This window comes from Aquimarina sp. MMG015, from assembly GCF_018100855.1.
Lineage (GTDB): Bacteria > Bacteroidota > Bacteroidia > Flavobacteriales > Flavobacteriaceae > Aquimarina > Aquimarina latercula.
This window is the reverse complement of the sequence record NZ_JAGJEB010000003.1, coordinates 320,310-336,199: the sequence shown is the minus strand read 5'-3', so window position 1 is coordinate 336,199 and position 15,890 is coordinate 320,310. Positions and strand designations below refer to the sequence as shown.

At 33.8% G+C, this 15,890-nt stretch carries 13 protein-coding genes; 4 read left to right on the top strand and 9 right to left on the bottom strand.

All coding sequences use genetic code 11. From position 1 onward, the window contains the following. Nucleotides 1-141 precede the first annotated feature (141 nt). Nucleotides 142-1,740: a malate synthase A gene (gene aceB / locus J8L88_RS08150; RefSeq protein ID WP_211060472.1), complete on the bottom strand. Its 1,599-nt coding sequence runs from the start codon at nt 1,738-1,740 to the stop codon at nt 142-144. Nucleotides 1,741-1,859: 119 nt separating this feature from the next. Between aceB and J8L88_RS08145 the strand changes: the two genes are divergently transcribed. Beyond that, a complete protein-coding gene (locus J8L88_RS08145) occupies nt 1,860-3,341 on the top strand; it encodes a helix-turn-helix domain-containing protein (protein WP_233557498.1) in 1,482 nt (493 codons plus the stop codon). An 18-nt stretch (nt 3,342-3,359) separates the two neighbouring features. Here the strand turns inward: J8L88_RS08145 and J8L88_RS08140 are convergent, their stop codons facing one another. From J8L88_RS08140 to miaB, 8 genes are all read right to left on the bottom strand, one after another. After that, nucleotides 3,360-4,130 carry a hypothetical protein gene (locus J8L88_RS08140; RefSeq protein WP_027394999.1) on the bottom strand — a complete coding sequence of 257 codons (771 nt, stop codon included), beginning with the start codon at nt 4,128-4,130 and terminating at the stop codon, nt 3,360-3,362. 184 nt (nt 4,131-4,314) lie between these two features. Continuing rightward, nucleotides 4,315-5,952, bottom strand: coding sequence for a chaperonin GroEL (gene groL / locus J8L88_RS08135; protein WP_027395000.1), 1,638 nt, complete (start codon nt 5,950-5,952; stop codon nt 4,315-4,317). A 79-nt stretch (nt 5,953-6,031) separates the two neighbouring features. Beyond that, nucleotides 6,032-6,307 (bottom strand): co-chaperone GroES, encoded by a 276-nt coding sequence (gene groES / locus J8L88_RS08130; protein ID WP_027395001.1) that lies wholly within the window; start codon nt 6,305-6,307, stop codon nt 6,032-6,034. Nucleotides 6,308-6,456: 149 nt separating this feature from the next. Beyond that, nucleotides 6,457-6,789: a preprotein translocase subunit SecG gene (gene secG, locus J8L88_RS08125; protein WP_211060471.1), complete on the bottom strand. Its 333-nt coding sequence runs from the start codon at nt 6,787-6,789 to the stop codon at nt 6,457-6,459. A 9-nt stretch (nt 6,790-6,798) separates the two neighbouring features. Beyond that, nucleotides 6,799-7,740 carry a hypothetical protein gene (locus J8L88_RS08120; protein WP_027395003.1) on the bottom strand — a complete coding sequence of 314 codons (942 nt, stop codon included), beginning with the start codon at nt 7,738-7,740 and terminating at the stop codon, nt 6,799-6,801. 19 nt (nt 7,741-7,759) lie between these two features. Then, nucleotides 7,760-8,263: an LptE family protein gene (locus J8L88_RS08115; RefSeq protein ID WP_233557497.1), complete on the bottom strand. Its 504-nt coding sequence runs from the start codon at nt 8,261-8,263 to the stop codon at nt 7,760-7,762. A gap of 35 nt (nt 8,264-8,298) precedes the next feature. After that, nucleotides 8,299-9,558, bottom strand: coding sequence for a sigma-54-dependent Fis family transcriptional regulator (locus J8L88_RS08110; protein WP_027395005.1), 1,260 nt, complete (start codon nt 9,556-9,558; stop codon nt 8,299-8,301). A 34-nt stretch (nt 9,559-9,592) separates the two neighbouring features. Further along, nucleotides 9,593-11,038, bottom strand: coding sequence for a tRNA (N6-isopentenyl adenosine(37)-C2)-methylthiotransferase MiaB (miaB, locus tag J8L88_RS08105; RefSeq protein ID WP_211060470.1), 1,446 nt, complete (start codon nt 11,036-11,038; stop codon nt 9,593-9,595). Between the two features lie 138 nt (nt 11,039-11,176). Here miaB and J8L88_RS08100 point away from each other — a divergent pair, with 138 nt between their 5' ends. From J8L88_RS08100 to J8L88_RS08090, 3 genes are all read left to right on the top strand, one after another. Beyond that, nucleotides 11,177-11,959 carry a hypothetical protein gene (locus J8L88_RS08100; protein ID WP_211060469.1) on the top strand — a complete coding sequence of 261 codons (783 nt, stop codon included), beginning with the start codon at nt 11,177-11,179 and terminating at the stop codon, nt 11,957-11,959. 199 nt (nt 11,960-12,158) lie between these two features. Next, the gene (gene topA, locus J8L88_RS08095) at nt 12,159-14,657 is read left to right on the top strand and encodes a type I DNA topoisomerase (protein ID WP_027395008.1); all 2,499 of its coding nucleotides are present in this window, start codon (nt 12,159-12,161) and stop codon (nt 14,655-14,657) included. 9 nt (nt 14,658-14,666) lie between these two features. Beyond that, nucleotides 14,667-15,830, top strand: coding sequence for a formimidoylglutamase (locus J8L88_RS08090; protein WP_027395009.1), 1,164 nt, complete (start codon nt 14,667-14,669; stop codon nt 15,828-15,830). The last annotated feature ends 60 nt before the right edge of the window (nt 15,831-15,890 follow it).

The following is a 15,890-nucleotide window of genomic DNA, read 5'->3' as shown; positions in this document are numbered from 1 at the left end:
GTGTAGTTAGATGTTACAAAAAAACAGCATTCGTTTAAAACGAATGCTGTAAGAGCACAATTATAAAATCGGAAAAAATTAGAATTGTTTAATTTTAGTGTGGTAGCTTTAATAGCTTTTTAACTATATGATTTTAATCTATTATAAGTATTTATAAGCTTGTGTTGTTAAAAATTCTTCAAATCTATCAGTGGTAACTAAGTTGTGAAATATCTGGATTGCATTTTGATAATTTTCACTATCAAAAAGATCTTTTCCTGCTTGATCTTCTATGGTTTTCAATTCATCTTCAAAAAGAATATGAAACATATTAGAATTCAGTCTCAATCCATTATCAAGTTTTACTTCGTTTTTGAGCCATTGCCAGATTTGGGTTCTGCTAATTTCTGCGGTAGCGGCATCTTCCATAAGATCGTATAGAGCTACAGCACCATTTCCTCCTAACCAAGTTGCGATATAGTGTATGCCAACATTAATGTTTTCTCGGATTCCCTTTTCTGTTATAGTTCCTTGAGGGGTTTCTAAAAGATCTTCTTCTGTTACAACTACATCTTCTCTTTTTACATCTAATTGATTTGCTTCTTGCATATGCATATCGAAAACACCCATAGCTAATGGTACCAGACCTGGATGTGCTACCCAAGTTCCATCATGACCATTCTTTACTTCACGTTCTTTATCAGCTTTTACTTTGGCAAATGCTTGCTTGTTTCTTTCTTCATCATTTTTGATCGGAATTTGAGCTGCCATACCTCCTATGGCTAATATATTCCTTTTATGACATCGTTGTATTACTCTTTTGCTATAAGCATCCATAAATGGACTTGTCATAGTTACTTGGGCACGATCGGGAACTACAAAACCTTTATGATTTCTTAGTTTTTTGATGTAACTAAATATATAATCCCACCTTCCACAGTTTAATCCAACAATATGTTCTTTTAATGCATAAATGATTTCATCTAATTGAAAACTAGCTGTAATAGTTTCTACTAGCACAGTAACTTTTATAGTTGCATGTTCTAAACCAAGATATTCTTCAGAAAAATCGATCACGTCATTCCACCAGATTGCCTCTGTAAAATGTTCTAGTTTAGGGATGTAATAATAAGGAGCGGTGCCATTTTCTTTTAGTTGTTCGTTGTTATGAAATACATACAATGCAAAATCAAAAAGAGAAGCACTAATTTCCTTGTTTTCTATTAAAAGATGTTTCTCATTAAGGTGTAATCCTCTGGGACGTACAATTAATGTAGCTACTTCTTCATTTAGCTGATACGTTTTATCTTTCTTAGGATTGTAGAACGAAATAGTTTTGTTGACGGCATCCATGAGATTTTTTTGTCCTTGTAAACAGTTTTCCCATAAAGGAGCATTACTGTCTTCAAAATCTGCCATGAATGTTTTTGCACCCGAGTTTAAGGCATTGATGACCATTTTTCTGTCAACAGGACCTGTGATCTCTACTCTTCTATCCAGAAGATCTGCAGGTATTGGAGCTGCGGACCATTCACTATTGCGAATTTCTTTAGTGTTTTCCGGAAATGCTGGAAAAGTTTCTAGATCAAACAGTTGTTGCTGTTGTTCTCTGTTGTTTAAAAGTGCTAATCGTCTTCCGTCAAAACGATTATGCAAAGCTTCAAGAAAAGCTAAAGCACCATCCGTAAGAATCTCTGGATGATAATTTTTCACCTCTTTTGTAAAGCTAATTTTCTGACTTAGGTTTGTTTGAGTTTCCATAACTATATCGTTTGAGTGAACAATATTAAAAAAAAGTTTTTTATAAAACAAGCGAACGTTCGCTAAATGTGAATTTTTTGTTTTTGAAAATATTCGCGAAAATCCCTACTTTTGGCTTTATGGCAATAGCAGAAGAATATATTAGATTGATTTTTGGTCTGAAAATCAAGCAAATACGGACAGATAAAGACTTGTCGCTTTTTGGTTTATCCAAGTTAAGTGGGTTGTCTAAGTCGTACCTTAATGAGATAGAAAAAGGAAAAAAATATCCAAAAACAGATAAGATAATTAAGCTTGCAGAAACCTTAGAGGTGCCTTATGATAGTTTAGTTTCCTTAAAATTAGATAAAAACCTTGCTCCAATTGGAGAAATTTTACAGTCAGGAATTCTTGATGAAATTCCACTAGAGTTATTTGGAATCCAGCAAAGTGACCTTATTGATATTATCGCGAATGCCCCTTCTAAGGTAAATGCATTTATAAGTACTATCATAGAAATTGCTCAGCATTATAATATGAGTAGAGAAGGTTTTTATTTAGCTTCTTTACGATCTTATCAAGAAGCGCATAACAATTTTTTCAAGGATTTAGAAGATACTGCCGTACGATTTGCCAATTCTTATCAATTAGACTTGTCGGGTAATATTGCTGCGTCAGAATTAGAAGAGATTTTGATCGAGGAGTATGGTTATACTATTAATACTGCAGGAATACCGCATCACGAAGAGTTGGATAATCTGAGATCTGTATTTGTACCATCAACAAAAACACTCCTTTTATCAGATAGAGTAGATGAGCCGCAGAAAACATTTATCTATGCAAAGGAGTTGGGGTATCAATATATGGAGATTAAACAGCGACCTTATACTTTTTCTTGGATACGTTATGATAATTTCGAAGAGGTATTGCATAATTTTTATGCTTCTTATTTTGCAGGGGCATTAATTATACCTAGGAATCATTTAAAAGGTCATCTAAAAGATCTTTTTACTGGAAAACGTTTTTCCGAAAAATCTTTTCATAAAATAATGAAGCTGTATAATGCTTCTCCAGAATCCTTTTACCAACGTCTAACTAATATTTTGCCTAAGGATTTTGGAATGCAGAATGTTTTCTTTTTAAGGTTTACTCATAGAAAAGGAATGGAGCGATTTAATTTAGTGAAGGAATTGCATATCACGCATCAACAACAACCTCATGCAAATGAGATTAATGAGCATTACTGTAGGAGATGGATGGCTATTAAAACATTACAACGTACTGCAAGTGATGATCTATCTTATTCTTTCGATATTCAGATTTCTGATTATGCAGATACGGATCAACAATATCTTGTGTTTACGTCTGCTACCAAAGATCCATTTAGAAAAGATTATTATCGTAGTATTGGTATTGGATTTTTAATATCATCTTCTTTGGAGAAAAAAATTGCATTTGTTAATGATTCTAAAATTCCAAAGGTGAAGGTTGGAGTTACTTGCGAATCTTGTTCTATTATGGATTGCGAGGTTAGAAAAGCACCACCAAAGCGATTATTAGCAAAAGAAAAATATAAAAGAACTTCTAGATTGGTAGCCGATATTGTTAAGGAGTATTCGTAATTACAATTAGTTCAATTATTAACGAAAAACGTTATTTAATTTATTTAAATATTGTGATGTAGTCTCTTTTAAATACATTCCCATTGCGATAGCTGTTTTATCTAATAAATTCATTTTGAAAAATGAATAATCAAAATGATATGATTTTCCGCTGGTTAAATCTATACGCTTTTGTGTTAAAATTTCGCATTCAGAACGAGAGATGTTATTTACTCCTCCAGCGTTGATATAATTCCGTAATCGATCTTCGGTATTTGCTAAAGCTTCTTCTAGAATTGATAAACTTGCTGCTGCATCTGCAAGAATTTTTCTTTGCATATTGATATGATCAATTGCTATTTCTTTATCTGATTGTACTTGCTTATCGGTCTTTTGGATGGAATAATAATCCTTATCAATATCACGATTAAATTGTTTAATTGTTTCTAGGTGTATGCTTCCTAGATCTCGCATTGAGGTAATGACAGCTTCAAATTTGTTTTGAAGTAAATTATAGTAATCACGTTCTTTTGCTAAAGTACCTTGATCGTATTTATCTTTTGCAACTAAGAAAAAATCAATGATTCCTTTTTCGATTTCATGATCGATTGCTCTGGTATTGGTAAGTAGCTTAGAAAATGGCTCTGCCTTTGTATTAAATTGTTTTGATAGTATTAATATCTCATCTAATGACTCTTTTCCTGTTTCTTGAAAACGATCATTGTCCAGGTCTATAGGCTGGGATTTAGAATCATTGGCTTTGCTCTTCTTTCCATCTTCTTCAAATAAGTCATCATATAGACTAGGCATACTACTAGTGAAGGTTAAAGTTGGTTTATTTTTTTATGAATCCAAAGATACTATTTTTAGAAAAAGGTTTTAATCATTGGGAATTCAATATTGATATTAAAAACAAACCCCGTTTCAAATTTTTGAAACGGGGTTAAGTATTGTAGCATAAACTAGCTAATTTTATATCTATAGCAATTTGCTATTACATCATTCCTGGCATTCCTCCACCCATTGGTGGCATTCCACCTCCAGCAGGAGCATCTTCTTTGATATCAATTAATGCACATTCCGTAGTAAGGATCATTCCTGAGACAGAAGCTGCATTTTCTAAAGCAATACGAGTCACTTTTTTAGGATCAATGATACCAGCTTTTAGCATATCTACATATGCTTCGGATTTTGCATCATATCCAAAATCGTCTTTGCCTTCTAATACTTTAGAGATTACAACAGATCCTTCTCCACCTGCATTTTCTACAATCGTTCTTAATGGAGCTTCTATAGCACGGTTTACAATTTGTATTCCTGTAGCTTCATCAGCGTTTTCAGTTTTTACTTTTTCTAGAACAGATTTAGCTCTAACTAAAGCAACACCTCCACCAGCAACAATACCTTCTTCTACTGCAGCACGAGTAGCATGAAGTGCATCATCCACACGATCCTTCTTCTCTTTCATTTCTACTTCAGAAGCAGCACCAACATATAAAACAGCAACACCACCAGCTAATTTAGCTAAACGCTCTTGTAGCTTTTCTCTATCGTAATCAGAAGTAGTTGTTTCGATCTGAGATTTGATTTGATTTACTCTGTTTTTGATTAAATCTTCAGCACCAGCTCCGTTTACAACAGTTGTATTGTCTTTATCAATAGCTACTTTTTCTGCAGTACCTAAATGTTCAATAGTTGTGTTTTCTAAAGTAAATCCTCTTTCTTCAGAAATTACAGTACCTCCTGTTAGAATAGCAATATCTTCTAACATAGCTTTACGTCTGTCACCAAAACCGGGAGCTTTTACAGCTGCGATTTTTAATGCGCCACGAAGTTTATTTACAACTAGTGTTGCTAATGCTTCTCCGTCTACATCTTCTGCAATAATTAAAAGAGGCTTCCCTGTTTGAGCAACTGGCTCAAGAACAGGTAATAAATCTTTCATTGCTGATATTTTTTTGTCAAATAAAAGAATATAAGGATTTTCTAAATCTGCAGTCATTTTCTCGCTGTTAGTAACGAAATATGGAGAAAGGTATCCTCTGTCGAACTGCATTCCTTCTACAACATCTACGTGAGTATCTGTTCCTTTAGCTTCTTCTACTGTAATAACTCCTTCTTTTCCTACTTTTCCGAAAGCTTTGGCAATAAGATCTCCAATAGTTTCATCATTGTTAGCAGAAATAGCTGCTACTTGCTTGATTTTGTCCGAAGAGCTTCCCACTTCTTTAGTCTGCTTTTCTAAATCTGCTGTAATTGCTAAAACGGCTTTGTCTATTCCACGTTTTAGATCCATTGGATTAGCTCCAGCAGCTACGTTTTTAAGACCTTCTTTTACGATAGCTTGTGCTAAAACGGTAGCAGTAGTTGTACCGTCTCCAGCAAGATCATTTGTTTTAGAAGCTACTTCTTTTACCATTTGCGCTCCCATATTCTCTAGAGCATCTTCTAATTCTACTTCTTTAGCTACAGAAACACCATCTTTAGTTACCTGAGGAGCACCAAATGATTTACTAATGATTACATTACGACCTTTAGGCCCTAAGGTTACTTTTACTGCATTTGCTAATGCATCTACACCACGTTTGATTCCGTCACGTGCTTCTATATCAAATTTTATGTCTTTAGCCATAATATTTTTAATTTTTTAATCTTGAATTCCTGATTTACTTCAGGGTATCAAAAATTTAGATTTGTGTTTTGATTGAATGTTAAACGATTGCTAGGATATCATCCTCGCGCATTATTAAATAATCGTTACCGTCTAATTTTAATTCAGTACCAGAATATTTTCCATAAAGTACAGTATCACCAACTTTTACGGTCATTTCGTGATCTTTTTTACCGCTACCTACAGCAGCTACTTTACCTTTTTGTTGCTTTTCCTGTGCTGAATCAGGGATGTATAATCCTGATGCCGTTTGCGTTTCCGCTGGAAGTGGCTCAATAACCACACGATCCGAAAGAGGTTTAATATTTACTCCCATTATTATTGGTTTTATATTTTTAAATTAAAATGAATTATTTGATGCTATGCATTTCAGAAATTATGCCAGTGGCTTGATACTGACAAATTGAAACAAAAAATGCCGACTGTATGACAAGTCGGCATTGTATCTTGGTTTCATAAACTGAATTATTCTTCAGGTGTGTCATCCGTTGCAGGAGCAGAAGGTGCATCCTGAATCAATTCTACATCATTCGTGTCTACTGTTGGATCTTGGTTTGTAGCTCCATCCATTAAGTCTACATTAGATAAAAGAATAAGAACTAATAGCAGTGTTGCTAATGCCCAAGTACTTTTATCTAAGAAATCTGTGGTTTTTTTTACACCGCCTAATTGTTGTGTTCCACCTCCACCAAAAGAAGACGATAAACCTCCTCCTTTAGGGTTTTGAACCATAATTACTACTACCAGTAAAAATGACACAACTACGATTAATATTAAAAAGATTGAAAACGTTGTCATTATATATTGTTATTTATTTTCTTGTAATTTTTTTACCGCTCGAATTTGGTCTGCAAAGAAACCACTTTTTTCGGGATTTTTCAAAATTAATATTTTATATGCCTGAATTGCCTTTTTGTATTTTTTTTGAGCTAAATAAACTCTAGCCAAAGTCTCTGTCATTAGCTCGTCTGGAGCTACCATATGTTCATTAGCTAAATTTCGAGATGGGGCATTTTTTTCTGCTGGTTTGATCTTTGGGTTGTTGGCAATAAATTCATCGATAAGGTTAAACTTGTGTTCTTGGTCAGAAGGTTTTTCAATTTCACCTTTTTTATCTTCGGTTTGATTTTTTACTTCAGTTTCTCTGTCAATTGGTTGTATGGACGAAAGTTTTAACCATTCTGCAAAAGAATGCGCTTCTTTTTTATCAAAATCAAATGGTTTATCTATATCCAATTCTTTTTCGGCATCTTTTGCAATTATAGTGTTTTCAGGTTTATTATTTTTTTCTGATTGTTCTATGATTGTTTCTGCAATTGTAATATTATTAGGGGTATCTTCATCTTTATGAGAGAACAAAGATGGGTCAAGTACATCTTCAGCTTCTTCCATATTCATGGATACAGCATCGTCTATGGAGATTCTTTCGAGTACTTTAACTTCTTGCGCGTCTACAACATCGATATCACTATTGATCTTCTTTTCTGTATCAAGTGTTTTGATACTGCTATTAAAGAGCTCAGATGTTATAAAATCAAACAAAACTCCTCTGTCAGTAGTATAAGCTGCTGTAGTTTTTAATTCTTGATTGTATCTGAAGTTTTCATCTTCTTTAAGCCCTTTTAAGAGTAAAGATCTTACAGACTGAAAATAAGGAAACTCTTGAATGATTTTCACTAGATTTTCTGTTTGTTCCTTTTTTATAGATAAAGGGTTTTGAAATAGATATGTAAGTTCTTTGGTATTCAAAAAATAATAATTTAAGGTTTTACCACTTTGCTAATGTAGCATTTAGTATATCCTGAGTAATTCTGTCATAGATTATTTGGACAGCTTCATCTCTAACAGCTGTCTCAGCTTGTGTAGCTGGGTAGTCGAAAAAGAATGAAAAACGTTGTTCTAAATCTTCCTTAGGGTTCTTTATGTCATAAAAACGAACATTTACAGCAATGGTAAGTCTGTTTTGTGCAGCTGTGTTTGCTGATGTTGCATTGGTTGGGGCTACATAATATTGAACAATTTCGCCTTCATAGGCAATATCTCCGTTAGAAGTTACCAGGTCTAGATTAGTTTGATTTAATATCAAATCTTGTAACTGATTGGTAAACGTTTGATCAATTCCAGGGATAATGATTGATGCTTGATTTTGGAAAAAACCTACCTGAAATGTAGTTGCTGTAGTGTTTATTCCACTAAAAGAGTATGCCCCACATCCTTGGATTATAATAATTCCGATGATTGCTACAATGGTATATTTAATTTTGTGTACCAATTTTATATGTTTTTAATGAGTGTTTATTTTTTGTGTTAAAGATCGTATTGTTTAATCTTTCTATATAAGGTGCGCTCACTTATTCCTAATTCTTCTGCCGCCGCTTTCCTTTTTCCGCGATGACGTTCCAGAGATTTTTTAATTAACTCTAATTCTTTATCATGTAAGGAAAGAGTTTCTTCTTCTTCAATTTCCTCTGCAAAATGATATTTGTCTTCGTCTTTTTTAATTGTGTCAGAAGGGGTTATTTGTAAAACTTCTGTTGTTTGCGTTACAGGTTCTTCAAAAGGTGTTTCTTCTTCTTTTTCTTCCCGATAAATCTTTCTAATTAACCCTTCATTTTCTTTCTGTACCTGTTGAGAATTTCCACTTTGCATTAATTCCATCGTCAGCTTTTTGAGATCATTAAGATCGTTTTTCATGTCAAAAAGCACTTTGTATAGTATCTCTCGTTCATTGCTAAAATCACTATCTTTTTTGTCCGAAGATATTATAGCGGGTAAATTACTTCCAATATCAGGTAAATATCCTCGTAATGTGCTAGCGGATATCGTTCTGTTTTGTTCAAGGACTGATATTTGTTCTGCAATGTTGCGTAATTGCCTGATATTACCGCTCCAATGATATTTCTCTAGTAATTGAGCAGCAGCATCTTCTAGTCGAATAGTTGGCATCTTATATTTTGTAGCAAAATCAGAAGCAAATTTTCTGAATAAGAGGTGTATGTCTTGCTCACGATCTCGCAAAGGAGGTAATAGGATCTCTACTGTACTTAGGCGATAATATAGATCTTCCCTAAACTTTTCTTTTTTGATAGCTTCGAACATATTTACATTTGTTGCTGCCACAATTCGTACATCAGTTTTTTGGACTTTAGACGATCCTACTTTAATAAACTCACCATTTTCTAGTACTCTTAATAGTCTTACTTGTGTTGTTAGTGGTAACTCTCCAACTTCATCAAGAAATATAGTTCCACCATCTGCTACTTCAAAATATCCACTTCTGGTTGAGGTAGCTCCGGTAAAGGCTCCTTTTTCATGACCAAATAGTTCACTATCGATTGTTCCTTCTGGAATAGCACCGCAATTGACAGCGATATATTTACCGTGTTTTCGATGTGATAACGAATGAACAATTTTTGGGATACTTTCCTTACCAACACCGCTTTCTCCAGTAACCAGAACCGATATATCCGTAGGAGCTACCTGAATAGCTTTTTCTATGGATCGGTTTAGTTTAGGATCGTTTCCTATAATACCGAATCGCTGTTTTGTGGCTTGAACTGATTCCATGTGATAAACTATATTGGTTGTTTAAATTGTTTTTTTAATTATTGTCAGAGTATTCAACAGCCTCTCCAAGTAGTGTTGCACTGGTACACTCATCAATACGAACCATTACAAAATCTCCAATTTTGTAATTTCCTTTAGGGAAAACGGCGACTATATTCTGAGTATTTCTTCCACTCCAGTGTGCATCGGATTTTTTTGATTCTTTTTCGATTAATATTTCCATAGTTTTACCTAAGAATGCTTCATGTCTTTCAGTACTATGGCGGCGTTGAGCTGTAATAATTTCGTTAAGTCTTCTCTTTTTAGTAGCTTCAGGAACATCATCTTCTAATTTACGACCAGCTAAAGTTCCTGGGCGTTCAGAATAAGCAAACATAAACCCGTATTCGTATTTTACATATTCCATTAAGGATAATGTATCTTGGTGATCTTCCTCGGTTTCCGTAGGAAACCCTGTGATAATATCCTGAGAAATAGCACAATCAGGAATCAACCTTTTAATATTGTCGATTAATTCAAAATATTCTTGACGAGTATGTAAACGATTCATTTCTTTAAGAATGCGATCACTACCACTCTGTATAGGTAAGTGGATATATTTACAAATGTTTTTATGGTTTGCCATTACTTTTATAACATCTAATGTCATATCCTGAGGATTAGATGTAGTAAAACGTAATCTTATTTTAGGATGTTTTTCTGCAACCATATCCAATAACTTAGCAAAATTTACCGCAGTAGCTTTTTGAAAATCACTTGCTTTTTCAAAGTCTTTTTTCAATCCTCCACCGTACCATAGATAGCTATCTACATTTTGACCTAATAGGGTAATTTCTTTGAATTTTTTTGCAGCTAAGTCATCGATTTCTTCCATTATACTTTGTGGATCACGGCTACGTTCTCTACCCCTTGTGAAAGGAACTACACAAAATGTACACATATTATCACAGCCTCTGGTGATAGATACAAATGCAGAAACACCGTTGCTTTGTAAGCGAACAGGAGAAATATCTCCGTATGTTTCTTCTTTAGAGAGTATTACATTCACTGCGTTACGCCCTGCGTCTACTTCTTCAATGAGATTAGGAAGGTCTTTATATGCATCCGGACCAACTACAAGGTCTACAATTTTTTCTTCCTCTAGGAATTTACTTTTAAGACGTTCTGCCATGCATCCGAGAACACCTACTTTCATTTTTGGGTTAATTCTTTTTACAGCATTATATTTTTCCAGACGTTTTCTTACCGTAAGTTCTGCTTTTTCGCGAATAGAGCAAGTGTTTACAAGGACCAAATCAGCATCTTCAAGCTTTTGGGTAGTATTAAATCCTTCTTTTGCTAAAATTGAAGCAACAATTTCACTATCACTAAAATTCATTTGACACCCATAGCTTTCAATAAAAAGCTTCCTAGTGTTTCCTTCTTTATTATCTAAAGACAATGCCTGTCCTTGAATGTTCTCGTCAATAATCTTCTCCATGTATAATAATGTCCTTGCTGATTTAACTCAAATAGTGTGCAAAGATACTCTTTAAAACGATATATGACAAAGTGGCAGTGTTATATTTGTTTAAATATTTATATTTGAGATAACTAATTAACTAAATCCATACGCATTATGAATTCCAACCAGCTCTTTGAAAAAATAGAAAACAGTAATTCTGTCGATTTTGGAAATATTTTTAATAATAGTATAGAGCTTTTTAAGAAAGTCTGGTTGCAGGGCTTTGTTCATTTGTTAATTTCTTTGGTTATAATGATCCCTTTACTTATTGTGATTTATATACCTCTTTTTGCAATAATTGGAGTGGCTGGATTAGAAAATAGTTATGGAGATTATGGGTATGTTCAAGAAGACTTGTCTATAGGTATGGGAATTTTGTTTGTAATATTAGTTATTATAGTATCTATGGTAGCCTCTGCGTTTCAATTAGCTATAACTGCTCATTTTTATAGGGTTTGTAAACAGGTGGATATGGGGCTTCCCCAGACCACCAGTTATTTTATGTTTTTTAAAGGTAAATATTTAGGTAAAATATTTACGTTAGCGATAGCAACTTTTGGGATTGCGTTATTAGCAGCATCTCTATGCTATCTCCCTCTTTTTTATGTTATAGTTCCTTTGCAATTGTTAGGGGTTATTTTTGCTTTTCATCCAGATGTCAGTGCTTCTGATTTAATCAAGGCAAGTTTTAAATTCGGAAATAAAATTTGGTTAATCGCTTTCGGATTGATTTTTATTTCATCAATGTTAGCACAAATAGTAGGAATGATATTGTGTTTTATAGGAGTTTTCTTTACGGCTTCTTTTGTCTACTTGCCTATATATTATTTATATAAAGACGGTATAGGTTTTGAAAATGAAAATGAATCTGAAAGCTGGAACGTAATTGTAGAATAATAAATAAAACAAAACCTGCTAATCTGCAGGTTTTTTTATGATAATTTCTGAGAAAAAATTTTGATCTCGAAAAATTGGTATACTTTTGTTCTCAGAAAAAAGCCCTCGTGGCTGGGTAACTACCAACTAAAAATGTTTATTAGAGATTCCATCTGTAAACTAATAGACATTAATTATCAACAGATGAAAAAAAAGGATTATGGCTAAGAATTTAGTGATTGTGGAGTCACCAGCTAAGGCAAAGACAATAGAAAAGTTTCTAGGAAAAGACTATAAAGTAGCTTCTAGTTTCGGACATATTGCTGATTTGCCGGCAAAAGAACTTGGAGTAGATGTAGAAGAAGGTTTTAAACCTAAGTATATTGTCTCCAAGGATAAGAAAGATGTGGTTAAGAAATTAAAAGATCTTTCTAAGAAGGCCGAGATGGTTTGGTTGGCGAGTGATGAAGATCGAGAAGGAGAAGCTATTGCTTGGCACTTAGCAGAGGAGTTGAAGTTGGATAAAGAGAGAACCCGTCGTATTGTTTTTCATGAGATTACTAAAAAAGCTATACTTAAAGCAATAGAGAATCCAAGGAGTATAGATTATAATCTGGTAAATGCACAGCAAGCCAGAAGAGTACTGGATAGGTTAGTAGGATATGAGTTATCTCCCGTATTATGGAGAAAAGTAAAGGGAGGGTTATCTGCTGGTAGAGTGCAATCGGTATCAGTTCGTTTAATCGTAGAGAGAGAACGTGATATACTTGGTTTTACACCTATAGCTTCATATCGTATTGATGCTGAGTTTTCTAATGAAAAAGGAAAGTCTTTTAAAGCAAAATTACCTAAGAACTTTAAAACAAAAGCTGAAGCTGAAGCATTTTTACAAAAAAATCTTGGAGCAGGATTTCAAGTCGCAGATCTTACTACAAAACCGGCAAAAAAATCTCCAGCTCCCCCATTTACAACATCTACACTACAACAGGAGGCTTCGAGAAAACTATATTTTTCTGTTAGTAAGACAATGACCATGGCGCAACGTCTGTACGAAGCAGGATTGATTACATATATGAGAACGGATAGTGTTAACCTGTCTACCGAAGCCCAGAATAGTGCAAAAGCAGAAATAATTTCTGCATATGGAGATGAGTATAGTAATCCTAAGCAATATAAAGGTAAATCAAAAGGTGCTCAAGAAGCTCACGAAGCGATAAGACCTACAGATTTTGCCAGGCATACAGTTCCTGTTGATCATGATCAACAACGCTTGTATGAATTAATTTGGAAAAGAGCGATCGCTTCACAGATGAGTGATGCTAAATTAGAAAGAACCAATGTTAAAATTGGATCGACTTCACATAATGAGCAATTCGTTGCAAATGGAGAGGTGATAAAATTTGAAGGTTTTCTAAAAGTTTATTTAGAGGGCAATGATGATGAAGATGAAGAACAAAGTGGAATTCTTCCTGCAATGAAGGTGGGAGAGAGTTTGTTTAATAATTATGTAACCGCTACCGAAAGGTTTACAAGACCGCCAAGCAGGTATTCAGAAGCAGCTTTGGTTAAGAAGTTAGAAGAATTAGGTATTGGTCGTCCATCTACATATGCGCCAACAATTTCTACTATTCAAAATAGAAACTATATAGAGAAAGGTTCTAAAGAAGGAGAAGAACGAGGATATGTACAGATTACGCTTTCTGGAGATGCCATTAAAGAAAAAAATCTAAAGGAAAAAGTTGGTAGTGATAAAGGAAAATTAATTCCAACTGATGTAGGTATGGTAGTTAATGACTTTTTAGTAAATCATTTTTCCTCTATTTTAGATTATAATTTTACTGCAAAAGTAGAACAGGACTTTGATGAAATTGCTGAAGGTCAAGAGGACTGGACACATGTGATGAAGGAGTTTTATGATGAGTTTCATCCTAGAGTGGAGGATGTTGCTCAGAATGCGGAACGTGAAGTAGGAGAAAGAATTTTGGGAGAAGATCCAGAATCAGGAAAACCAGTAAGTGTTCGTTTAGGTAAATTTGGCCCTATGGTGCAGATTGGTACGGCAGAAGATGAGGATAAGCCTAGGTTTGCTAGTTTGGCTCCGGGACAAACATTAAGTAGTGTTACTTTTGAAGAGGCAATGGATTTGTTTCAATTACCAAAGGAACTTGGAGATTATAAGGGAGAAACAGTTACTGTTAATAATGGACGTTTTGGACCTTATGTGAAATTTGGAGCTAAATTTGTTTCTTTAGATAAAGGAGAAGATCCATTAAGTACTTCTCTAGAGAGAGCAATAGAGCTTATTGATGCAAAGGAGAAAGCAGATGCTCCTATATATACCTATGAAGATTTACCAGTACAGAAAGGTACAGGTAGATTTGGTCCATTTATTAAATGGAAAGGTATGTTTATTAATGTGAATAAAAAATATGACTTTGATAATCTTTCTGATGAAGATATAATTCAGCTTATTGAAGAAAAGAAACAAAAAGAGATAGATAAAGTAATTCACAATTGGGAAGAAGAAGGTATCAGGGTTGAGAAAGCAAGATGGGGCCGAAGTAATATAATAAAAGGTAAAACTAAAATTGAATTACCTAAAACCGTGGATGCTACTAAGCTTACTTTAGAGAAAGTGAAAGATCTTATTGAAAAGAATGCTCCAAAGAAAAAGACAGCAAAGAAAAAAACTACAAAAAAGACTACTAAAAAGAAATAAGCTTAAAATATGTCGTTAGAATTCCTTTCGCCGGTTAGCGAAATAGTAGCTGCGCATGTTGCTTTGCTTCCAGATCAAGCACTTGGAAAAGAAATTAAGATCCATACCTCCGAGTATGGAGTGCCAGAGTTAGATAAGGTGAACATTGCAATAATTGGTGTTAGAGAAAATAGGAATGATATTAATTTTTTAGGAGAGGATCTTTATTTTGATACCATTCGTAAATCTTTATATGATCTTTTCCCAGGCAACTGGGATACTTCGATTGTAGATCTTGGAGATATTATTCCTGGAGAAGAGGTTAGTGATACCTATTTTTTAATGAAAGATGTTCTTTCAATGCTACTTCAAAAAAATGTTACACCTCTAATTATTGGAGGAAGTCAAGATCTGGTGTATGGTCAATATCGTGCTTTCGATATTTTAGAAAGGATGGTTAACTTAGTAAATGTAGATAGTAGATTTGATTTAGGAAATACTTCTCAACCGATAAAAAATAATTCTTTCGTTGGTAAAATTATTGTAGAGCAACCATATAATCTTTTTAATTATAGTAACATTGGGTATCAAACTTATTTTAATTCTCAAGAAGAGATAGATCTTATCGAAAAGCTATATTTCGATGCCTATAGATTAGGAGAGGTTACTCATGATGTTACTATTGTTGAGCCAATTATGAGAGATGCTGATATTGTAGCTATTGATCTTGGCGCGATGAGTTCTACCTGTCTTGACTATAAATACGCTTCTCCAAATGGATTTAATGGAAGAGAGATTTGTGCTATAGCAAGATATGCAGGTATTAGCGATAAAGTAAAAAGTTTTGGAGTGTATGAATTTAAAAATTTTAAACATGAAGAAACCACAGCTTTATTAATTGCTCAAATATTATGGTATTTTATTGAAGGAGTTAATTATAGGTCTAACGAACTGGATATTAAGAATCAAGCAGGAACGCTTCATTATAATGTTCCAATAGAAGACGAGGTTCTTTCATTTTATAAGAGTCCTAAAACAGAAAGATGGTGGATAGAAATACCATTTATTTCATCTGGAAATAATAAATTGAAAAGACACACGTTATTACCTTGCACATACAACGATTATGAGCGTGCTTGTAATCAAGAAATACCTGAAAGATGGTATAAGGCAAAACGAAAAAACGAAGTTTAACATTTTTATTAGGGAGATTTAAGGTTTTTTTTAGAAAAAAATTGTTTTTCTGGAAATAAA

What these genes read in the sequence shown, in the direction of transcription:
- groES (WP_027395001.1), bottom strand. Translation starts at nt 6,307, where the DNA reads ATGGGAGTAAATATTAAACCTCTTTCGGATCGTGTGGTTATTGAGCCA.
- J8L88_RS08090 (WP_027395009.1), top strand. Translation starts at nt 14,667, where the DNA reads ATGTCGTTAGAATTCCTTTCGCCGGTTAGCGAAATAGTAGCTGCGCAT.
- J8L88_RS08100 (WP_211060469.1), top strand. Translation starts at nt 11,177, where the DNA reads ATGAATTCCAACCAGCTCTTTGAAAAAATAGAAAACAGTAATTCTGTC.
- topA (WP_027395008.1), top strand. Translation starts at nt 12,159, where the DNA reads ATGGCTAAGAATTTAGTGATTGTGGAGTCACCAGCTAAGGCAAAGACA.
- aceB (WP_211060472.1), bottom strand. Translation starts at nt 1,740, where the DNA reads ATGGAAACTCAAACAAACCTAAGTCAGAAAATTAGCTTTACAAAAGAG.
- groL (WP_027395000.1), bottom strand. Translation starts at nt 5,952, where the DNA reads ATGGCTAAAGACATAAAATTTGATATAGAAGCACGTGACGGAATCAAA.
- secG (WP_211060471.1), bottom strand. Translation starts at nt 6,789, where the DNA reads ATGACAACGTTTTCAATCTTTTTAATATTAATCGTAGTTGTGTCATTT.
- miaB (WP_211060470.1), bottom strand. Translation starts at nt 11,038, where the DNA reads ATGGAGAAGATTATTGACGAGAACATTCAAGGACAGGCATTGTCTTTA.
- J8L88_RS08110 (WP_027395005.1), bottom strand. Translation starts at nt 9,558, where the DNA reads ATGGAATCAGTTCAAGCCACAAAACAGCGATTCGGTATTATAGGAAAC.
- J8L88_RS08140 (WP_027394999.1), bottom strand. Translation starts at nt 4,130, where the DNA reads ATGCCTAGTCTATATGATGACTTATTTGAAGAAGATGGAAAGAAGAGC.
- J8L88_RS08145 (WP_233557498.1), top strand. Translation starts at nt 1,860, where the DNA reads ATGGCAATAGCAGAAGAATATATTAGATTGATTTTTGGTCTGAAAATC.